Annotated in this window: 16 protein-coding genes; 8 read left to right on the forward strand and 8 right to left on the reverse strand. The window is 66.0% G+C overall.

Annotation, left to right across the window (positions count from 1 at the left end):
• Positions 1 to 142 precede the first annotated feature (142 nt).
• Complete coding sequence (locus tag PHLH3_RS09780; RefSeq protein WP_213629045.1) at positions 143 to 2,017, forward strand: SurA N-terminal domain-containing protein; 1,875 nt, start codon at positions 143 to 145, stop codon at positions 2,015 to 2,017.
• Between the two features lie 176 nt (positions 2,018 to 2,193).
• Here the strand turns inward: PHLH3_RS09780 and fabI are convergent, their stop codons facing one another.
• Genes fabI through PHLH3_RS09810 form a run of 6 tightly spaced genes read right to left on the reverse strand, consistent with a single transcriptional unit; the run spans position 2,194 to position 10,415 of the window.
• On the reverse strand, positions 2,194 to 2,988 hold the full coding sequence (gene fabI / locus PHLH3_RS09785; RefSeq protein ID WP_173178811.1) for an enoyl-ACP reductase FabI: 795 nt from the start codon (positions 2,986 to 2,988) through the stop codon (positions 2,194 to 2,196).
• 20 nt (positions 2,989 to 3,008) lie between these two features.
• On the reverse strand, positions 3,009 to 4,616 hold the full coding sequence (locus tag PHLH3_RS09790; protein WP_173178810.1) for an ABC transporter ATP-binding protein: 1,608 nt from the start codon (positions 4,614 to 4,616) through the stop codon (positions 3,009 to 3,011).
• A 1-nt stretch (position 4,617) separates the two neighbouring features.
• Positions 4,618 to 5,637: an ABC transporter permease gene (locus PHLH3_RS09795; protein ID WP_213629046.1), complete on the reverse strand. Its 1,020-nt coding sequence runs from the start codon at positions 5,635 to 5,637 to the stop codon at positions 4,618 to 4,620.
• A gap of 1 nt (position 5,638) precedes the next feature.
• A complete protein-coding gene (locus tag PHLH3_RS09800) occupies positions 5,639 to 6,724 on the reverse strand; it encodes a microcin C ABC transporter permease YejB (RefSeq protein WP_111261331.1) in 1,086 nt (361 codons plus the stop codon).
• Positions 6,724 to 8,592, reverse strand: a complete 1,869-nt coding sequence (locus PHLH3_RS09805; RefSeq protein ID WP_213629047.1) for an extracellular solute-binding protein — start codon at positions 8,590 to 8,592, stop codon at positions 6,724 to 6,726. Before PHLH3_RS09805 ends, PHLH3_RS09800 begins: the two co-directional genes overlap by 1 nt.
• Entirely contained in the window at positions 8,589 to 10,415 is a 1,827-nt protein-coding gene (locus PHLH3_RS09810; RefSeq protein WP_213629048.1) for an extracellular solute-binding protein, read from the reverse strand. The genes PHLH3_RS09805 and PHLH3_RS09810 overlap by 4 nt, the downstream gene beginning before the upstream one ends.
• 257 nt (positions 10,416 to 10,672) lie before the next feature.
• Between PHLH3_RS09810 and PHLH3_RS09815 the strand changes: the two genes are divergently transcribed.
• Complete coding sequence (locus tag PHLH3_RS09815; protein ID WP_213629049.1) at positions 10,673 to 12,097, forward strand: HDOD domain-containing protein; 1,425 nt, start codon at positions 10,673 to 10,675, stop codon at positions 12,095 to 12,097.
• Here the strand turns inward: PHLH3_RS09815 and PHLH3_RS09820 are convergent.
• Complete coding sequence (locus tag PHLH3_RS09820; RefSeq protein ID WP_213629050.1) at positions 12,085 to 13,683, reverse strand: lytic transglycosylase domain-containing protein; 1,599 nt, start codon at positions 13,681 to 13,683, stop codon at positions 12,085 to 12,087. The genes PHLH3_RS09815 and PHLH3_RS09820 overlap by 13 nt on opposite strands.
• Positions 13,684 to 13,783: 100 nt before the next feature.
• Entirely contained in the window at positions 13,784 to 14,563 is a 780-nt protein-coding gene (gene gloB / locus PHLH3_RS09825; RefSeq protein WP_213629051.1) for a hydroxyacylglutathione hydrolase, read from the reverse strand.
• 60 nt (positions 14,564 to 14,623) lie between these two features.
• Between gloB and PHLH3_RS09830 the strand changes: the two genes are divergently transcribed.
• From PHLH3_RS09830 to PHLH3_RS09855, 6 genes are all read left to right on the forward strand, one after another.
• Positions 14,624 to 15,388 (forward strand): methyltransferase domain-containing protein, encoded by a 765-nt coding sequence (locus tag PHLH3_RS09830; protein ID WP_111261361.1) that lies wholly within the window; start codon positions 14,624 to 14,626, stop codon positions 15,386 to 15,388.
• Entirely contained in the window at positions 15,389 to 15,832 is a 444-nt protein-coding gene (rnhA, locus tag PHLH3_RS09835) for a ribonuclease HI (RefSeq protein ID WP_213629052.1), read from the forward strand. It begins immediately after the preceding gene.
• Positions 15,833 to 15,890: 58 nt separating this feature from the next.
• The gene (gene dnaQ, locus PHLH3_RS09840; RefSeq protein ID WP_213629053.1) at positions 15,891 to 16,631 is read left to right on the forward strand and encodes a DNA polymerase III subunit epsilon; all 741 of its coding nucleotides are present in this window, start codon (positions 15,891 to 15,893) and stop codon (positions 16,629 to 16,631) included.
• Between the two features lie 126 nt (positions 16,632 to 16,757).
• The gene (locus PHLH3_RS09845; protein ID WP_173178802.1) at positions 16,758 to 19,013 is read left to right on the forward strand and encodes an arginine/lysine/ornithine decarboxylase; all 2,256 of its coding nucleotides are present in this window, start codon (positions 16,758 to 16,760) and stop codon (positions 19,011 to 19,013) included.
• Positions 19,014 to 19,029: 16 nt separating this feature from the next.
• Positions 19,030 to 20,391, forward strand: a complete 1,362-nt coding sequence (locus PHLH3_RS09850; protein ID WP_213629054.1) for an amino acid permease — start codon at positions 19,030 to 19,032, stop codon at positions 20,389 to 20,391.
• Positions 20,392 to 20,541: 150 nt separating this feature from the next.
• Positions 20,542 to 21,354 carry a crotonase/enoyl-CoA hydratase family protein gene (locus tag PHLH3_RS09855; protein WP_111261339.1) on the forward strand — a complete coding sequence of 271 codons (813 nt, stop codon included), beginning with the start codon at positions 20,542 to 20,544 and terminating at the stop codon, positions 21,352 to 21,354.

A 21,354-nucleotide genomic window follows, 5' to 3' on the forward strand; every position in this document is an offset into this window, starting at 1 on the left:
TACCCCGCGTCCAGGAAGCCCAGCTTCCGACCGCTCCGCCAGTTACGAGAGAAGGCGCATCCTCGGATGCGCCTTTCTTATATCCGGACTCTACCCGCGCTGCGCGGCTGTTTTATTCGGTACAGCCGTTTCTGGGGGACGCATGCTGCAGAACATCAGGGACAATTCACAGGGATGGATTGCCAAGACCATTATCGGCGTCATCATCGCGCTGCTCGCGCTGACGGGTTTCGACGCCATCTTCAATGCCACCAGCAATCGCCAGGATGCCGCCAAGGTCAACGGTGAGGAGATCACCCTCGACCAGTTGAGCCAGGCCGCAGACATGCAGCGCCGCCAGCTGATGCAGCAATTGGGCAAGGACTTCGATGCTTCCCAGCTGGACGACAAGCTGCTGCGCGAAGCCGCCCTCAAGGGGCTGATCGAGCGCAAGCTGCTGCTGCAAGGCGCAAAGTCGTCCGGTTTCGCCTTCTCGCAGCCTGCCCTGGATCAACTGATCCTGCAGACCCCCGAATTCCAGGTCGATGGCAAGTTCAACCCTGATCGCTTCGATCAGGTGATCCGCCAGATGAGCTACACCCGCCTGCAGTTCCGCCAGATGCTCGAGCAGGAGATGCTCGTCGGCCAGCTGCGCGCAGGCCTTGCCGGCAGTGGCTTCGTCACTGACGAGGAAATCCGTGCCTTCGCCCGTCTGGAGAAGCAGACCCGCGACTTCGCGACCCTGACCTTCAAGGCCGACCCCAAGGCGGTCACGGTCAGCGATGACGAGATCCAGGCCTACTACGACGAGCACAAGGGCCAGTTCATGAGCCCGGAGCAGGTCGTGCTCGAATACGTCGAACTGAAGAAAGAAGCTTTCTTCAGCCAGGTCGAAGTCAGCGAGGACGACCTCAAGGCCCAGTACGACAAGGAGATCGGCAACCTCTCCGAGCAGCGCGACGCGGCCCACATCCTGGTCGAGATCAACGACCAGCAGACCGAAGAGCAGGCCAAGGCCAAGATCGACGAGATCAAGCAGCGCCTGGACAAGGGCGAGGCGTTCGCCGCCCTGGCCAAGGAGTTCTCCCAGGACCCCGGCTCCGCTGCCAACGGTGGTGACCTCGGTTTCGCCGGTCGCGGTGTCTACGAGCCGGCGTTCGAGGACGCGCTCTACGCCCTGAAGAAGGACGAAGTCTCCGCTCCGGTGCGCACGCCCTACGGCCTGCACCTGATCAAGCTGCTGGCGATCCAGGCCCCCGAAGTGCCGAGCTTCGACAGCCTGAAGGAGAAGATGGTCCGCGAGCTGAAGACCCAACAGGTCGAGCAGCGCTTCGTCGAAGCCACCAAGGAACTGGAGGACTCCGCATTCGAGGCGTCCGACCTGGCCCAGCCGGCCCAGGAGCTGAACCTCAAGGTCCAGACCAGCGCGCCCTTCGGTCGTGAGGGTGGCGAAGGCCTGACTGCCAATCGCCAGGTCCTGCAGGCTGCATTCAGCCCCGAGGTCCTTGAAGACGGCGGCAACAGTGGCGCCATCGAGCTTGATCCGGACACCGTGGTCGTCCTGCGTGCCAAGGAGCACCGCAAGCCCACCCAGCTAGAACTGGCTTCCGTCATCGACAGCATCCGTCAGCACCTGACCCAGGAGAAGGCCAGCGAATCGGCCAAGGCCAAGGCCGATGAGCTGCTGGCCAGCCTGCGTGAAGGCAAGACCCCCGCTACCCAGGCGCCGCAAGGCCAGACCTGGAACGTGGTCGAGGCCGCCACCCGCAGCCAGGAAGGTGTAGACCCCGCCCTGTTGCAGACCCTGTTCCGCATGGGCAAGCCCGAGTCTGCCGACAAGCCGACCTTCTCCAGCCTGAAGCTGAGCAATGGCGACTACGTGGTGATCCGCCTGAATGGCGTGAGCCAGCCCGAGGACGCGCTATCCGAGCAGGACAAGGCCATGTATGGCCGTTTCCTGGCTTCGCGCAGCGGTCAGCAGGATTTCGCTGCCTACCGTCGCCAACTGGAAGCGGAAGCCAAGGTCGAGCGTTTCTGATCGACCTGGCGTGATTGAGGAAGGCCGCGGAAGCGGCCTTTTTCATGCCCGGGAGAAAAGGGGAGGGAGCGGAGCTCTTCCCGGCCTGCAGCCGGGCCAAAGGCTGCGCAAATGCCGGCTGTCGAGCCCCCATGAAAAAGCCCGCCTGATGGCGGGCTTTTCCACGTCCGGGGCGATCAGTCTTCGATCGCGCCCATGGCAGTGGTGTTGAAGCCACCGTCGACGTAGAGGATCTCACCGCTGATGCCCGAGGCCAGGTCGGAGCAGATGAAGGCGCCGGCGTTGCCGACTTCCTCGATGGTCACGTTGCGGCGCAGGGGGGTCTGCTTCTCGTTGGCGGCAAGCATCTTGCGGAAGCTCTTGATGCCGGAAGCGGCAAGGGTGCGGATCGGACCGGCGGAGATGGCGTTGACGCGGGTGCCTTCCGGGCCGAGGCTGCCGGCCAGGTAGCGGACGCCGGCTTCCAGGCTGGCCTTGGCCATGCCCATCACGTTGTAGTTGGGCATGGTGCGTTCCGCGCCCAGGTAGGACAGGGTCAGCAGGCTGCCATTGCGGCCTTTCATCAGCTCGCGGCCGGCCTTGGCCAGGGCCACGAAGCTGTAGGCGCTGATGTCGTGGGCGATGCGGAAGCCCTCGCGGGTGGTGACCTCGGTGAAGTCACCGTCCAATTGGTCGCCCGGTGCGAAGCCGACGGAGTGGACGATGCAGTCCAGGCCGTCCCACTTCTTGCCCAGGGCCTCGAATACGGCTGCGATCTCGTCGTCGTTGGCGACGTCGCAGGGGAAGCACAGGTCGGCGTTGGAGCCCCAGCCTGCGGCGAACTCTTCCACACGGCCCTTCAGCTTTTCGTTCTGGTAGGTGAAGGCGAGCTCGGCGCCCTCACGGTGCATGGCAGCAGCGATGCCCGATGCGATGGACAGTTTGCTGGCGACGCCAACGATCAGTACGCGCTTACCGGCGAGAAAACCCATGTGCGTTCTTCCTCTTCTGGTTAATTGGCAGTTTCCGGAGCCAGGAATGCGGCTTCCAGCAACTGCTTCGTATAAGTGTGCTGCGGTGCGGCGAAGACCGTCTCGGCAGGGCCTTGCTCAACCACCTTGCCGTGCTTGACCACCATCAGGTGGTGGCTCAGGGCCCTGACCACCGCCAGGTCGTGGCTGATGAACAGGTAGGTCAGGTTGTACTTGGCCTGCAGCGAGCGCAGTAACTCCACCACTTGGCGCTGCACCGTCCGGTCGAGCGCCGAAGTGGGCTCGTCCAGCAGGATCAGCGCCGGTTTCAGCACCAATGCCCGGGCAATGGCGATCCGTTGCCGTTGCCCGCCGGAAAACTCATGGGGGTAGCGGTTCCGGGTTTCCGGATCCAGCCCCACCTCCAGGAGCGCGTCGATGATGGCCTGTTCCTGCTCCGCCTCGGTGCCCATGCCATGGATCTTCAGGCCTTCCCCGACGATCTGGCCCACGCACATGCGTGGGCTCAAACTGCCGAAGGGGTCCTGGAACACCACCTGCATCTGGCGCCGGAACGGACGCACCTCCTTCTGCGAGAGCCCCTCCAGGGCCTGGCCCTGGAAGCGGATGGCGCCCTGGCTGCCGAGCAGCCGGAGGATCGCCAGGCCCAGCGTGGACTTGCCGGAACCGCTTTCACCCACGATGCCCAGGGTCTGGCCCTGGTGCAGGGTGAAGTCGATACCGTCCACGGCCTTCACATGGTCGACCGTGCGGCGCAGCAATCCCTTCTTCACCGGGAACCACACACGCAGGTCGTCCACCTCCAGCAACGGCGGCCCCTGCGGGCTGTCCACCGGCTTGCCCGAGGGCTCGGCGGCGAGCAGTTCCCGGGTATAGGGATGCTGTGGTGCACGGAACAATTCTTCACACGACGCCTGTTCGACGATGCAACCGCGCTGCATGACACATACGCGATGCGCGATACGTCGCACCAGGTTCAGATCGTGGGTGATCAGCAGCAGCGCCATGCCCAGGCGGGCCTGCAATTCCTTGAGCAACTCGAGGATCTTCAGCTGCACGGTGACGTCCAGTGCGGTGGTCGGCTCGTCCGCGATCAGCAGCTCCGGCTCGTTGGCCAGGGCCATGGCGATCATCACCCGCTGGCGCTGGCCGCCGGAAAGCTCGTGCGGGTAGGCCTTCAGCCGCTTGGCCGGCTCGGGGATGCCCACCAGCTCCAGCAGCTCCAGGGTGCGCTGGGTGGCGGCCTTGCCGCTGATGCCCTTGTGCAGGGCCAGCACTTCCTTGATCTGCTTCTCGATGCTGTGCAACGGGTTGAGCGAGGTCATGGGCTCCTGGAAGACCATGGCGATGCGGTTGCCACGGATGCCGCGCAGCTTGGCCTCGGGCAGCTTGAGCAGGTCCTTGCCGGCGTACTGGATGCTCCCGGCCGGGTGGCGGGCGAGCGGGTAGGGCAGCAGGCGCAGGATGGAGTGCGCGGTCACCGACTTGCCCGAGCCGGACTCGCCGACCAGTGCCAGTGTCTCGCCCTTGCGGATGTCGAAGCTCACGCCCTCGATCACCCGCTGGGTGTGTTGCCCGGTGACGAATTCGACCGCGAGGTCGCGGATTTCAATCAGGTTCTCGCTCATCTCACTTCCTCGGGTCGAAGGCATCGCGGGCGGCTTCGCCGATGAACACCAGCAGGGTCAGCATGACGCCGAGTACGGCGAAGGCGCTGATGCCCAGCCAGGGTGCCTGCAGGTTGGCCTTGCCCTGGGACACCAGCTCGCCCAGCGAGGGGGCACCGGGCGGCAGGCCGAAGCCGAGGAAGTCCAGGGCGGTGAGGGTGCCGATGGCGCCCGTGAGGATGAAGGGCATGAAGGTCATGGTCGAGACCATGGCGTTGGGCAGGATGTGGCGGAACATGATCGCGCCGTTCTGCATGCCCAGCGCCCGGGCGGCGCGCACGTACTCCAGGTTGCGACCCCGGAGGAACTCCGCGCGCACCACGTCCACCAGGCTCATCCAGGAGAACAGCAGCATAATGCCCAGCAGCCACCAGAAGTTCGGCTGCACGAAGCTGGCGAGGATGATCAGCAGGTAGAGCACCGGCAGGCCCGACCAGATTTCCAGGAAGCGTTGCCCGGCCAGGTCCACCCACCCCCCGTAGAAGCCCTGCAGGGCACCGGCGATGACGCCGATGATGGAGCTGAGGATGGTCAGCGTCAGGGCGAACAGCACCGAGATGCGGAAACCGTAGATGACCCGGGCGAGCACGTCGCGCCCCTGGTCGTCGGTGCCCAGCAGGTTGTCGGGGGAGGGCGGCGCGGGGGCCGGCACCTTGAGGTCGTAGTTGATGGTCTCGTAGCTGAAGGGCACCGGCGGCCAGATCATCCGCCCGTCCTTGGCCGCGATCAGCTCGCGGATGTAGGGCGTCTTGTAGTTGGCCTCCAGGGGGAACTCGCCGCCGAAGGCGGTTTCCGGGTAGCGCTTGAACACCGGGAAGTACCACTGGCCGTCGTAGCGCACGGCCAGCGGCTTGTCGTTGGCGATCAGCTCGGCGCCCAGGCTGGCGATGAACAGCACGAGGAACAGCCAGAGCGACCACCAGCCCCGTTTGTTGGACTTGAAGCGCTCGAAGCGACGTCGATTGATTGGCGAGAGTTGCATGTCAGCCCTCCCGGCTTTCGAAGTCGATGCGCGGATCGACCAGGGTGTAGGTGATGTCGCCGATCAGTTTCACGATCAGTCCCAGCAGGGTGAAGATGAACAGGGTGCCGAACACCACCGGATAGTCGCGGTTCAGCGCCGATTCGAAGCTCAGAAGACCCAGGCCGTCGAGGGAGAAGATCACCTCGATCAGCAGCGAGCCGGTGAAGAACATGCCGATGAAGGCGGCGGGGAAGCCGGCGATGATCAGCAGCATCGCGTTGCGGAACACGTGGCCGTAGAGCACGCGTCTCTCCGACAGGCCCTTGGCGCGGGCGGTGATCACGTACTGCTTGTTGATCTCGTCGAGGAAGCTGTTCTTGGTCAGGAAGGTGAGGGTGGCGAAGTTGCCGATCACCAGCGCCAGTACCGGCAGCGCCAGGTGCCAGAGGTAGTCCAGGATCTTGCCGCCCAGGCTCAGCTCGTCGAAGTTGTTGGAGGTCAGCCCGCGCAGGGGGAACCAGTCGTAGTAGCTGCCACCGGCGAACAGCACGATCAGCAGGATGGCGAAGAGGAAGGCGGGAATGGCATAGCCCACGATGATCGCGGTGCTGGTCCAGACGTCGAAGGCATTGCCGTGGCGCACCGCCTTGGCGATGCCCAGGGGCACCGACACCAGGTACATGATCAGCGTGCTCCACAGGCCCAGGGAGATCGACACCGGCATCTTCTCGATGATCAGGTCGGTGACCTTGGCATCGCGGAAGAAGCTGTTGCCGAAGTCGAAGTGCAGGTAGTTCTTGATCATCAGCCAGAAGCGTTCATGGGCCGGCTTGTCGAAGCCGTACATCTTCTCGATTTCCTTGATCAGCTCCGGGTCCAGGCCCTGGGCGCCGCGGTAGTTCGAGCCGGCCACCGAAACCTCGGCGCCGCCGCCGGAGATGCGCCCGGTGGCGCCGCCGGCGGCGGCATCGAAGCCTTCGAGCTTGGCGATCATCTGCTCAACGGGGCCGCCGGGGGCGGCCTGGATGATGATGAAGTTGATCAGCAGGATGCCGAACAGGGTGGGGATGATCAGCAGCAGGCGCCGCAGGATGTAGGCGAGCATTACTGCGCTTCCTCGCTCTGTGCGGCGTTGGCCGGGGCGTCTTCTGCATCGGCCTCCTCAGCGGGGGGCTTGGCGCCGGGCTTCTGCCACCAGGTGAGCATGCCGAAGTCATACAGCGGCGTGGTGGCGGGGCGGTCGAACTGGTTCCAGTAGGCCACGCGCCAGGTGTCCACGTAGTAGTTGGGCACCACGTAGTTGCCCCACAGCAGCACCCGGTCCAGGGCGCGGGAATGGTCGATCAGGCTCTGCCGCGAGTCGGCGCGGATCAGCCCTTCGACCAGCTTGTCGATGGCCGGGTCGCGCAGGCCGATGAAGTTGCGGCTGCCCGGGCTGTCGGCGCTGCGCGAGTGCCAGAACTCCATCTGCTCGTTACCCGGCGAGTTGGATTGGCCCCAGGTCCCGGGGATCATGTCGTAGTCGCGCGAGCGCAGGCGGTTCATGTACTGCGAGACGTCGACACGGCGGATGGTCAGGTCGATGCCCAGCTCGGAGAGGTTGCGCTTGAACGGCAGGATCACGCGCTCCAGGTTGGCCTGGGCGATCATGATCTCGAAGGCCAGGGGCTTGCCGTCGGGGCCGACCATCTTGTCGTTCTCGATGCGGTAGCCGGCCTCGGTGAGCAGCTTGTAGGCGCGGCGCTTCTGCTCGCGGATGATGCCGCTGCCATCGCTGACCGGTGGCTTGAATTCCTGGGCGAAGACCTCGTCGGGGATCTGCCCGCGCAGCGGTTCCAGGATCTTCAGTTCGGCCTCGCTGGGGAGCCCGGTGGCGGCCATCTCGGAGTTCTCGAAGAAGCTCCGGGTGCGCTTGTAGGAACCGAAGAACAGCTGCTTGTTGGTCCATTCGAAATCGAACAGCGAGGCGATGGCCTCCCGCACCCGGCGATCCTGGAACACCGGCCGGCGGATGTTGAAGGCGAAGCCCTGCATGCCCACCGGGTTGTGGTTGGGGATGGCCTGCTTGATGATCTTGCCGGCGCGCAGGGCGGGGCTGTCGTAGCCGGTGGCCCAGTCCTTGGCGGAGTACTCGAGGTTGAAGTCGAACTGGCCGGCCTTGAAGGCCTCCAGCGCCACCGACATGTCGCGGTAGTAGTCGACGGTGATGACGTCGAAGTTGTAGTAGCCGCGGTTCACCGGCAGGTCCTTGCCCCACCAGTCCTTGACCCGCTCGAAGCGGATCGAGCGCCCGGCGTCCACCTTGGTGATGCGATAGGGGCCACTGCCCAGCGGCGGCTCCAGGGTGTTCCGGGAGAAATCGCGGGTGGCCCACCAGTGCTTGGGCAGCACCTGGATCTGCCCGAGGATCAGCGGCAGCTCGCGGTTGCCCGGGTGCTTGAAGTCGAAGCGCACGCGCTGCTTGTCCTCGGCCACCACCTGGGCCACGTCGGAATAGTAGTGGCGGTACATCGGGTCGCCGTGCTCGACCAGGATGTTGAAGGTGAACACCACGTCGTCCGAGGTCACCGGGGTGCCGTCGTTGAAGCGCGCCTTGGGGTTCAGGTAGAAGCGCACGTAGCTGTTGTCCGGAGCCTTCTCGATCTTCTCGGCGAGCAGCCCGTACTCGGTGAAGGGCTCGTCGGGGGAGTGGTAGGTCAGGGTGTCGTGGATCAGCCCCAACTGGCCCGCCGCCGTGCCCTTGGGAATGAACTCGTTGAGGCTGTCGAAGCCGCCGAAGCCGGAGAGGCGCAGGGTGCCGCCCTTGGGGGCGTCCGGGTTGACCCAGTCGAAGTGCTTGAAGTCCGCCGGGTACTTGGGCGGCTCGTCGTAGAGGGTGATCGCGTGGCGGGGCTCGGCATGGGCGATGCCGACGAGGGTCAGCAGCAATGCGCCGCAGCCGCTCAGGCAGAGGGAGCGCAGGGTCTTGCTCATCGGGATTTCTCCGTGGGCTTCAGCCACCAGGCGCGCAGGCCCAGGGTATAGGGCGGCGTGGTGACGAAGGCGAACCTGTTGCGGTACGCCAGGCGGTGGTAGTTGATGTACCAGTTGGGAATGCTGTAGTGCTGCCAGAGCAGCGTGCGGTCCAGTGCGCGCCCGGCGGCGACCTGCTCGTCGCGGCTGTGGGCGCCGAGGAGCTTCTCGACCATGGCGTCCACCACCGGGTCGGCGATGCCCGCGTAGTTCTTGCTGCCTTTCACGGAGGCCTGGCTGGAGTGGAAGTAGAGCGACTGCTCCAGTCCGGGGCTGAGGGTCTGGGCCAGGGTCATGAGGATCATGTCGTAGTCGAAATGGTCCAGGCGCTGCTTGTACTGGGCGCGGTCGACGGTACGCAGGGTGACGTCGATGCCGATGCTGGCGAGGTTCTCGCTGTAGGGCTGGAGGATGCGTTCAAGGTTCGGATTGACCAGCAGGATTTCGAAACGCAGCGGTTCGCCACGGCTGTTCACCAGACGCTGGCCGGAGAGCTTCCAGCCGGCGTCGGCCAATAGACCCAGGGCGCGGCGCAGGGTTTCCCTGGGGATGCCGCGGCCATCGGTTTCCGGGACCTTGAAGGGCTCGGTGAACAGCTTGGCCGGCAACTGCTCGCGGTAGGGGGAGAGCAGCAGCCATTCCTGGCCCTCGGGTTTCCCGCCGGCCTCGAACTCGCTGTTGGGGTAGTAGCTGCGGGCCCGCGCATAGGCGTTGTTGAACAGTGCGCGGTTGGTCCATTCGAAGTCGAACATCAGGCCCATGGCCTCGCGCACGCGGCGATCCTGGAAGGTGGCGCGGCGGGTGTTCATGAACAGCGCCTGGGTCTGGGTGGGGATCTGGTGCGGTATCTCGGCGCGGATCACATCCCCGCGGGCGATGGCCGGGAAGCGGTAGCCATTGGCCCAGTTCTTCGCCTGGTGCTCGATGTAGAAATCGAATTCACCCGCCTTGAAGGCCTCGAAGGCCACGTTGCTGTCGCGGTAGAACTCCACCTCGACGCGGTCGAAGTTGTACTTGCCACGGTTCACCGGCAGCTTTTCGCCCCACCAGTCCTTGACCCGTTCGAACACCAGCCCGCGCCCGGGGCGGACCTGGGTGATGCGGTAAGGCCCGCTGCCCAGTGGTGCCTCGAAGCTGGTGGCCTTGAAGTCGCGGTTCTTCCAGTAGTGCTGCGGCAGCACCGGCATCTCGCCCAGGCGCAGGATCAGCAGCGGGTTGCCCGCGCGCTTGAGCACGAAGCGGATGCGGTGGCGGTTGAGGATGTCGACCCGCTGCACCTCCTGCAGGCTGGTGCGGTACTGCGGGTGGCCGCTGCTCACCAGGGTGCGGTAGGAGAAGGCGACGTCATAGGCCGTGATCGGCTGGCCGTCGTGGAAGCGCGCTTCCGGGCGCAGGTTGAATACCACCCAGCTGCGGTCCTCGCTGTACTCGACGCTTCTCGCGATCAGCCCGTAGCTGGAGGCGGGCTCGTCGCCGGAGGGGTCGTAAGCACCGGTGCCCGCCATCAGCGGCTCGTTGAGCTCGGTGACGCCGTACTGTAGGAAGTTCGGCGTTGATACCGGGCTGCTGCCCTTGAAGGTGTAGGGGTTGAGCGTGTCGAAGGTGCCAAAGGCCATCACCCTCAGCGTGCCGCCCTTGGGGGCATCGGGGTTCACCCAGTCGAAGTGGGAGAAGCTTTCCGGGTATTTGAGCGTGCCGAACTGGGCATAGCCATGGCTCTCGCTGATGGTCGCGGCCACCGGGCCGCTGGCCAGGCTGATCATCAGGAGCAAGAGGCGGCGCATCAGGCGTGTATCCGGTCCATGGCAGGGTGGTCGTGGGTGGGATCGTGAGCCTGGCTGGGCATGAACACCTCGGACGGGCGTGCCGCCGGCTGCATCTCGGGCCCTCGGCGGGAGCCGTCGGGCGGGCATTTTGTCCGGTACAGTAACAGCTTGTATCCACTGGAAAAAGAGCTGGTTCAGGGCCGGATGGCCAGCATTTTGACTACACTTCCGGAAAACGTGCAGGGGTTCCTATCTTGGGTTCACGTAGCCATGGTTTGCAGTCATGGATCGACAGGCTCAATCAGGCGGATTTGCCCGCTCTCGCCGCGGTGGTGCAGGACTTGCACAAGCTGGCGCAACACGACAAGGCGTCGGTCCAGCAACTGGCCGACGTGCTCCTGCGCGACGCCGCGCTCACCTCGAAGGTGCTGCGGGTCGGCAATAGCGTCTACTACAACCCTTCCCAGGAAACGATCCGCACCATCTCGCGGGCGATCGTGCTGATCGGCTTCGACAACGTGAGGCTGATCGGTCTGTCGCTGTCGCTGATCGACGGCCTGCTCACCCGCGCCCCGCGCGAGCAGCTGCAGGAGTTGCTCGCACGCTCCTTCCATGCCGCCGTGCAGGCCCGCAACATCGCCGGCTACGTGCTCACCCGCGATCAGGAGGAAGTGTTCATCGCCGCCTTGCTCTACCACCTGGGCGAGTTGGCCTTCTGGGGTTGCGGCGGCGAACAGGCCGACGAGCTGGCCAGCGCCCTGGCCCAGGCGGGTGTCGACGAGGACGAGGCGGTGCGCCAGGTGCTGGGCACCAGCTTCCGCCAGCTCACCGGCGGCCTGGTGAAGAGCTGGAACCTCGGCGAGATCGTCGCCCTGGCCCAGGGCGGCAGCGCGCAGAACGACCCTTCGGTAAAGGCCGTCAGCCTCGGCGTGCGCATCAGCGAGGCGGCTCTCGAAGGCTGGGATTCGGCGTCCATGGGCAAGCTGGTGGGGCAGTTGGCGAGTTTCATCGGCGTCACCCCCGAGGAGGCGATGCAGCAGGTACTGGCCAGCGCCGACGAGGCGGTGAAGGTGGCGGCGACCTTCGGTGCCAGCAAGCTCTGCGCGCTGATCCCCAATACCGATCCCGAGCAGTTGCTGCAACAGCAGGCCCAGCGCAAGGCGCGGCTGCTGCAGCCGGACCTGTTGCTGATGCAGCAGGCGTTGCAGGACCTGGGGATGATGGTTTCGCGTAATGCGGATGTCAGCCTGATCCTCGACACCCTGACCAAGGGCCTGCACCAGGGCGTCGGGCTCGAACGGGTGATGATCGCCGTGCTTGCCGATCGGCAGACACGCTTCCGCGCCAAGCGCGCGGTGGGCGAGGGCAGTGCCCACTGGCTCAGCGAGTTCGAGCTGCCGGCGGAACTGCCCGAGCAGCCGCACCTGTTCAGCTATGTGCTGCGCAGTCGCGAGGCGTTGTGGATGGGAATCCCGGCGAGCTACAGCCTGAGCGACCTGGTGACCCAGCCCATGCGCCGCTGGTTCGGCCAGGGGATGTTCTTCGTCGCACCGCTGCGGGCGGGCAGCCGCGAGATCGGGGTGATCTACGCCGACTGCCGGCTATCGGGAAGGGCGCTCAAGCATGAGCAGTTCATCGCCTTCCAGCGCTTCGCCCAGTTGGCCGGGCGATGCCTGGAGGCGCTGACTCAGGGGAGGTAGAGCGTGAGGGTCTGGCCGGGCTTGAGGGCGTGGCCGCTGCGCGGGTTCCAGCGCTGCAGGTGCTTCATCTCGACGTTGAAGCGCTTGGCGATCACGTAGAGCGAATCGCCTTCCTTGACCTTGTAGTAGGTCACCGCATCGCGGCCGGGCTTGTCGATCGAGGCGACCATGCGCGCTGTGCTCTTCGCCGCGGTTGACTGGCCGGGGGCTTGCAGCGCCAGGCTCTGGCCAACCTTCAGGGCGTTGCCGGAAAGACGGTTCCAGCGCTTGAGATCAGCCACGTCGACCCCGGTCTGCTTGGCGATCTGCCAGAGGTTGTCGCCATTCTTCACCTTGTAGGTACGCGGCGCGCTGCTCGGGCGCTCCTCGGCACGGGCCAGGTTCTGGAACAGCGGCTGGCTCGGCTTGGCGCCCGGCTCCACCGGGATGCTCAGGGCCTGGCCCACGCGCAGGTGGTTGCCGGAAAGACCATTGATCTCCTTCAGGGTGTTCACCGTCACGTGGTAGCGGTTGGCGATGCCATGCAGGCTGTCTCCGTTGCGCACCTTGTACTCCTGCCACTCCACCAGGTCCTGCGGCTTCATCATCGACAGGTTGGCGGCCAGCAGCTCGGCCTTCTCGGTCGGCACCAGCAGCTGTTGCGGGCCGTCCACGGTGATGCGTTTCTTGAAGGCGGGGTTGAGCTGGTAGAGCTCGTCCTCGTCCACTTCGGCCATGGCGGCCACGCGGGACAGGTCCATGCGTTGCTTGAGCTCGACCACTTCGAAGTAGGGCTCGTTGGCGATGGGGCTGAGGTTCACGCCGTAGGCTTCGGGCGCCAGTACCACCTGGGACAGGGCCAGCAGCTTGGGCACGTAGTCACGGGTTTCCTGGGGCAGAGGCAGGTTCCAGTAGTCGGTTGGCAGCCCCAGCTTCTGGTTGCGTTCGATGGCCCGGCTCACGGTACCTTCGCCGGCGTTGTAGGCGGCCAGTGCCAGCAGCCAGTCGCCGTTGAACATCTCGTGCAGGCGGCCGAGGTAGTCCATGGCCGCATTGGTGGAGGCGGTGATGTCGCGGCGACCGTCGTACCAGCTGGTCTGGCGCAGGTTGAAGTGACGGCCGGTGGAGGGGATGAACTGCCACAGCCCCACCGCATCGGAGCGGGAATAGGCGAAGGGGTTGTAGGCGCTCTCGATCACCGGCAGCAGGGCCAGTTCCAACGGCATCTTGCGCTCTTCGAGGCGCTCGACGATGTAGTGGATGTACAGGCTGCCGCGCTGGCTGGCGTTCTCGACGAAGGAGGGATTGCTGACGAACCACAGGCGCTGTTGCTCGATGCGCGGGTTGACGCCGATCTCGTCCTGCAGGGCGAAGCCCTTGCGCATGCGCACCCAGATGTCCTGGGGTTCGCGCTCGACGGGCACCTCGTCCAGCCACTGGTTCTGCTGCTGCATGCCGACGGCGAGGTCGGTGTCCTGGCCCGCGTCCTCGGGCTTGTGGGCGGCGCTCTGGCATCCAGCCAGCGCGGCGGCGCACACCAGCACGAGCGCCCGGGAGGCTCGAACCAATGCGTCTAGATCAAGGGTTTGGTACGACTTGGACGGCATTGGTCAGGGTGCTTTTCCGGGCAAAAAGATCGGGCGATTCTAGAAACCGACCCGGGGGTGGTCAAGTTTTCACCAGCTCAACTGTGACCTGAGAGGGGTTTCAGAAGCCGTCTTTCCATGCCCGGATGACGGCGAAGACCTGTGCGGGTGCGGGATTGTGGGTCCCGGTCCGCTTGTCGGCTATTTCTTTTACGGATGTTTCATTCACCCGCAGGAAGGGATTGGTCAGGCGTTCCAGGCCGATGGTCGTGGGCAGGCTGACGCCGTCCTGCTCGCGCAGCCGGGTGACCTCCTCGAAACGTCGCGCTACATCGGCATTGCCGGGCTCCACCGCACGGGCGAAGCGCAGGTTGCTCAGGGTGTATTCGTGGGCGCAGTACACCAGGGTTTCCGCCGGCAGCGCGGCGAGGCGGGCGAGGGCATCCTGCATGCCTTCCGGGTTGCCCTCGAACATGCGCCCGCAGCCTGCGGCGAACAGGGTGTCGCCGCTGAACAGCAGCGGCCGCGTGGCATCCGCGTGGAAGAAGGCGATGTGGCCGAGGGTGTGGCCGGGCACGTGGATGACGCGGAACGAAAGACCCAGCACCTGCACCAGGTCACCTTCGCCCAGGGCCTCGTCGCGACCGGGGATGCGCTCGTTGGCCGGGCCGAGCACGCGGGCCCCGGTGGCCGCCTTGATGCGCTCGACGCCGCCGACGTGGTCGGCATGGTGGTGGGTGATGAGGATGTCCGTCAGGGTCCAGCCGGGGTGGGCCTCGAGCCAGGCCAGCACCGGTGTCGCGTCACCCGGGTCGACCACCGCGCAGCGGCGTTCCGTCGCATCCTGCAACAGCCAGATGTAGTTGTCGGAGAAGGCACGCAGGGGGTCGATCTGTATCATGATCCGGTCGCCAATCAGTGAGCAAAGGAGCATCTTAGGGCTCCCATGCAGGAGATTTCCATGACCGAGAAAGCCTTCGCCCAGGCCGACCCCGCCTGGATCGAGCTGATCGACGATGCCCGCACCTGGTTCGAAGGTCCGCTCGGCGGCCTGATGCTGTTCGAGGAGCAGCGCCTGCTGGAGGACGAACTGGCACGCTATTTCGGTGGCTACCTGGTGCACTACGGCCCGCGCGCCGAGCTGCCGCCGGGGGCGAAGCAGATCCAGCGCAGTGTGCACCTCGGGGCGCCGCTCTCGGGGGTCGAGATCGTCTGCGAGGAAAATGCCTGGCCGCTCAGTGAGCACGCCGCCGACGTGGTGGTGCTGCAGCACGGGCTGGATTTCTGCCTGTCGCCTCATGGCCTGCTGCGTGAAGCCGCGCGCAGCGTGCGGCCCGGCGGGCACCTGCTGATCGTCGGGGTCAACCCATGGAGCCCCTGGGGGCTGCGCCACTACTTCGCCGGGGACGCCCTGGGCAAGGCCCGCTGCATCTCGCCGACGCGGGTCGCGGACTGGCTCAACCTGCTGGGCTTCGCGCTGGAGAAACGCCGCTTCGGGTGCTATCGTCCGCCGCTCGCTTCGGCGGCCTGGCAAGCACGCCTGGCCCGGCTGGAGCGCTGGGGAGGCGCCGGGCAGTGGTTCGGCGCCGGCTTCTATCTATTGGTGGCGCGCAAGCTGGTGGTCGGCCTGCGCCCATTGCGTCCGGCACGCCGCGAGCCCATGGGCAAGCTGGTGCCGATGCCGGTGGCCAAGGTCAGCCGGCGCGATTCGAAACACGAGGCATAAGTGACCGATCAAGTCGAGATGTACACCGACGGCGCCTGCAAGGGTAACCCCGGTCCCGGTGGCTGGGGCGTATTGCTCGTCTACAAGGGCGTCGAGCGCGAGCTCTGGGGTGGCGAGCGCGACACCACCAACAACCGCATGGAGCTGATGGCCGCCATCAGTGGCCTGGCCGAGCTCAAGCGGCCTTGCAAGGTGCGCCTGGTGACCGACTCCGAATACGTGATGCGCGGCATTCGCGAGTGGATGCCGAACTGGAAGAAGCGGGGCTGGAAGACCGCGGCCAAGCAGCCGGTGAAGAACGCCGACCTGTGGCAACTGCTCGACGAGCAGGTGAGCCGCCACGAGGTGGAGTGGCAATGGGTGCGCGGCCATACCGGCCACCCGGGCAACGAGCGCGCCGACCAGTTGGCCAACCGGGGTGTCAGCGAGCTGAACGCCCGCTAGAATGCCGCCTGCGGCTTTCCTTCCTTATATACAGAGCCATTCATTCACGGGCCCGAACATGCGTTATGTAGTACTGGATACCGAAACCACCGGCATGCCGGTGACCGATGGTCACCGCATCATCGAGATCGGCTGCGTCGAGCTGGAGGGTCGCCGCCTGACGGGACGCCACTTCCACTATTACCTGCAGCCCGATCGCGAAGTGGACGAGGGCGCCATCGCGGTCCACGGCATCACCAACGAGTTCCTGGTGGGCAAGCCGCGCTTCAAGGACATCGCCGACGAGTTCTTCGAGTTCATCAAGGGCGCCGAGCTGATCATCCACAACGCGGCGTTCGACATCGGCTTCATCAACAACGAATTCGCCCTGCTGGGCCAGAGCGACCGCTCCGACATCGCCGAACACTGCGGCGTGCTCGACACCCTGCTGATGGCTCGCAGTCGCCACCCCGGCCAGCGCAACAGCCTGGACGCCCTGTGCAAGCGCTACGACGTCGACAACTCCGGCCGCGACCTGCACGGCGCACTGCTCGACGCCGAGATCCTCGCCGACGTCTACCTGGCGATGACCGGTGGCCAGACCAACCTGTCCCTGGCGGGCGAGAGCGGCGAGGACAGCGGCAACGGTCCGCAGGCCAGCCCCATCCGCCGCATCACCGGCCGCGCGCCGGGCCGCGTGATCCTCGCCAGCGAGGCGGAACTCCAGGCCCACATGGCACGCATGGCGGTGATCGAGAAGTCCTCCGGCGCCCCCGCGCTCTGGGTGCAGATGGAGCAACCGGCGGCTCCGGAAGCCTGAGTCGGCCGAGTTCCAGAGGCGCGACCTTTTCTTACAGGCTGAGGCAGCCGGGGTTCCGTCGACTCCGGCAAGCTTCTACCCTGAGGGCACAGGCGGGACGACCCCCGCCGCCCTCGGGAAGCCTGCATGTACAAAGACCTGAAGTTCCCCATCCTCATCGTCCACCGCGACATCAAGGCCGACACGGTCGCCGGTGATCGCGTGCGCGGCATCGCCCGCGAGCTGGAGCAGGACGGCTTCGCCATCCTCTCCACCGCCAGTTCCGCCGAAGGGCGCATCGTCGCCTCCACCCACCATGGCCTGGCCTGCATCCTCGTCGCCGCCGAAGGCGCGGGCGAGAACCAGCGGCTGCTGCAGGACGTGGTCGAGCTGATCCGCGTGGCCCGGGTGCGCGCACCGCAACTGCCGATCTTCGCCCTGGGCGAGCAGGTCACCATCGAGAATGCCCCGGCCGAAGCCATGGCCGACCTCAACCAGTTGCGGGGCCTGCTCTACCTCTTCGAAGACACCGTGCCCTTCCTCGCCCGGCAGGTCGCCCGCGCCGCGCGCAACTACCTCGAAGGCCTGCTGCCGCCGTTCTTCCGCGCCCTGGTGGAGCACACCGCGCAATCCAACTATTCCTGGCACACGCCCGGCCACGGGGGTGGCGTCGCCTACCGCAAGAGCCCGGTGGGGCAGGCGTTCCACCAGTTCTTCGGCGAGAACACCCTGCGTTCGGACCTCTCCGTCTCGGTGCCCGAACTGGGGTCGCTGCTGGACCACACCGGCCCGCTCGCCGAGGCCGAGGCCCGTGCCGCGCGCAACTTCGGCGCCGACCACACCTTCTTCGTGATCAACGGCACCTCGACGGCGAACAAGATCGTCTGGCACTCCATGGTCGCCCGCGACGACCTGGTGCTGGTGGACCGCAACTGCCACAAGTCCATCCTCCACTCGATCATCATGACCGGCGCCATCCCGCTGTACCTCTGCCCGGAGCGCAACGAGCTGGGCATCATCGGGCCCATCCCGCTCAGCGAGTTCAGCCGCGAATCCATCCAGGCCAAGATCGACGCCAGCCCCCTGGCCCGGGGTCGGGCGCCGAAGGTGAAGCTGGCGGTGGTGACCAACTCCACCTACGACGGCCTTTGCTACAACGCCGAACTGATCAAGCAGGCGCTGGGCGATGTAGTCGAGGTGCTGCATTTCGACGAGGCCTGGTACGCCTACGCGGCCTTCCACGAGTTCTACGACGGGCGCTACGGCATGGGCACCCGGCGCACCGACGACGGCCCGCTGGTGTTCACCACCCATTCCACCCACAAGCTGCTGGCGGCCTTCAGCCAGGCCTCGATGATCCACGTGCAGGACGGCGGCAGTCGCCAGCTGGACCGTGACCGCTTCAACGAGGCGTTCATGATGCACATCTCCACCTCGCCCCAGTACGGCATCATCGCCTCGCTCGACGTGGCCTCGGCGATGATGGAAGGCCCCGCCGGGCGCTCGCTGATCCAGGAGACCTTCGACGAAGCGGTGAGCTTCCGCCGCGCCCTGGCCAACGTCTGGCAGACCCTCGATGCCCAGGACTGGTGGTTCGATATCTGGGAGCCGCCGCAGGTGGAGGGCGCCGAGTCGGTGGCGACCCGCGACTGGTTGCTGCAGCCGGGCGCCGACTGGCACGGCTTCGGCGACGTGGCCGACGACTACGTGCTGCTCGACCCGATCAAGGTCACCCTGGTCACCCCCGGCCTCAGCGCCGACGGCAAGCTGGGCGAGCAGGGGATTCCCGCCGCCGTGGTGGGCAAGTTCCTCTGGGAGCGCGGGCTGGTGGTGGAGAAGACCGGGCTCTACTCCTTCCTCGTGCTGTTCTCCATGGGCATCACCAAGGGCAAATGGAGCACGCTGCTCACCGAGCTGCTGGAGTTCAAGCGCTCCTACGACGCCAACGCCCCGCTGACCAGCGCGCTGCCCTCGGTGGCCCGTGCCGGCGGTGCCCGCTACCAGGGGCTGGGGCTGCGCGACCTGTGCGACGAACTGCACGCCTGCTACCGCGACAACGCTACCGCCCGCGCCATGCGACGCATGTACACCGCGCTGCCGGAGCTGGCGATCAAGCCCTCGGAGGCCTACGACAAGCTGGTGCGCGGCGAGGTCGAGGCGGTGCCCATCGAGCAGCTCCAGGGGCGCATCGCCGCGGTCATGCTGGTGCCCTACCCGCCGGGCATCCCGCTGATCATGCCGGGCGAGCGTTTCACCGCGCAGACTCGCTCGATCATCGACTACCTGGCCTTCGCCCGGACCTTCGACAACTGCTTCCCCGGCTTCGATTCCGATGTCCACGGCCTGCAGCACGACGACAGCCCCACGGGGCGCTGCTATACCGTTGACTGCATAAGGGAATGACGGGCCTGGGGGCGCGATGAGCGAGGAAAGACCGGCGGGCCGGGCAGGCACCATGGGGTTCTGGACCTGCACCGCGCTGGTGGTGGGCAACATGATCGGCTCCGGGGTCTTCCTGCTGCCCTCCAGCCTCGCGGCCTATGGCGGCCTTAGCCTGTTCGGCTGGCTCATCTCCAGCACCGGGGCGGTGATCCTGGCGCTGACCTTCGCCCGCCTGGCCCGGCTCAACCCCGGTGCCGGCGGGCCCTACGCCTATACCCGCGACGGCTTCGGCGCCTTCGCCGGCTACCTTTGCGCCTGGACCTACTGGAAGGCCGCGTGGATCGGCAATGCGGCCATCTCGGTGACCCTGGTGGGCTACCTGCAAGTGTTCTTCCCGGCCCTGCGCGACCCGCTGCTGACGGTCGCTACCGCCATCGGTGCCATCTGGCTCTGCACCCTGGTCAACCTGCGCGGCATCGGTGCCTTCGGCCTGGCGCAGAACATCCTCACCGCCCTCAAGCTGATCCCCTTGCTGCTGGTGGGCGTGCTCGGCTGGTTCTCCTTCCACCCCGAGTACCTGCGCATCCCCGATGTCAGCGAGCTGCCGCCCGGTTCCGGCGGCTACGCCAAGGCCATCGCCACCACGGCGGCGCTGACGCTCTGGTCCTTCATCGGCCTGGAGTCCGCCACCGTGCCGGCCGATCATGTGCGCGACCCCAAGCGCACCATCCCCCGCGCCACCGTGTTCGGCACGCTGGTGGCGGCGGCGGTCTACATCCTCTCCATCACCGCCGTGCAGGGCGTGCTGCCCCCCGAGGTCCTGGTGCGTTCCACGGCGCCCTTCGCCGATGCGGCGAGGGTGCTGATCGGCGACTGGGGCTACCACCTGGTGGCGGCCGGCGCGGTCATCGCCTGCCTCGGCGCGCTCAACGGCTGGGTGCTGCTGCAGGGGCAGATCCCCATGGCCACCGCGCGTGACGGCCTCTTGCCCGAGTCCCTGGCCAGGACCAACAAGCACGATGTGCCGGCCAACGGCCTGCTGATCTCCGGCGTGCTGGTCACCGCCCTGGTGCTGGTGGACGGGCAGGGCGAGCTGGTGGACGTGTTCAACGTGATCATCCTGCTCGGCACCATGACCGGCGTCGTGCCCTACGCCTTCTGCACCGCCGCGCTGCTGCAGCAACTGGCGGTGCAGCCGGGGGATTTCTCCGCCAACGAGCGTGGCCGCCTGGTGGCCATCGGTGTGCTCGGTTTCGCCTACTCGATCTGGGCGCTCTACGGCACGGGCGAGCAGGCTATCTTCTGGGGGTTCCTCGTGCTCATGGCCGGCATCCCGCTCTATACCTGGCGCCAGTGGCGCAACCGGGTACACGAGGAGGCCCTTGGCTCGCGCCCTTGAGCCCCGTTGCAAGCGGCTTCTAACTGCCATGGCGTGTCCTGCATCACAGAGGTCGCCTTCGACTTTCATCGAACGCTTGATATAGTTGCCGGATTCAAAAAACCTGAAATTTCTGACAGGCCAGCACCAGAACTGGCGAGGATGACTGCCGTGTCCGACTACAAAGCCTTTCGCGTAGAACTGGCAGACAAGATTGCCCACGTCGAAATAAACCGCCCCGAGAAAATCAACGCCATGAACGCGGATTTCTGGGTCGAGATCATCGACATCTTCCGTTGGGCGAGCGAGAACGACGAGGTCCGCGTGGTTGTCCTCTCCGGCGCCGGCAAGCACTTCTCTTCGGGCATCGACCTGATGCTGCTGGCGTCGGTCGGCGCCCAGCTGGGCAAGGACGTGGGCCGCAACGCCCTGGCGCTGCGCCGCAAGATCCTCGAGCTGCAGGCCTCCTTCAATGCGGTGGACACCTGCAGCAAACCGGTGCTCGCCGCCATCCAGGGCTACTGCCTGGGCGGCGCCATCGACCTGATTTCCGCTTGCGACATGCGCTACTCCACCACCGATGCCCAGTTCTCCATCAAGGAGATCGACATCGGCATGGCCGCCGACGTCGGCACCCTGCAGCGCCTGCCGCGCCTCATCGGCGACGGCATGATGCGCGAGCTGGCCTACACCGGGCGCACCATCGACGGCGAGGAGGCCCGCTCCATCGGCCTGGTCAACCGCACCTACGCCGACCGCGACGCGCTGCTGGAAGGGGTCTTCGCCCTGGCCCGCGAGATCGCCGCCAAGTCCCCGGTCGCCGTGCGTGGCACCAAGGAAATGATTCGCTACATGCGTGACCACCGCGTCGACGACGGCCTCGAATACATCGCCACCTGGAATGCGGCGATGCTGCAGTCCGCCGACCTGCGCGTGGCCATGGCCGCCCACATGAACAAACAGAAGCCGGAATTCGCCGACTGA

Source organism: Pseudomonas sp. Pc102, from assembly GCF_018408275.1.
In the GTDB taxonomy this organism is placed as follows: Bacteria; Pseudomonadota; Gammaproteobacteria; order Pseudomonadales; family Pseudomonadaceae; genus Metapseudomonas; species Metapseudomonas tohonis.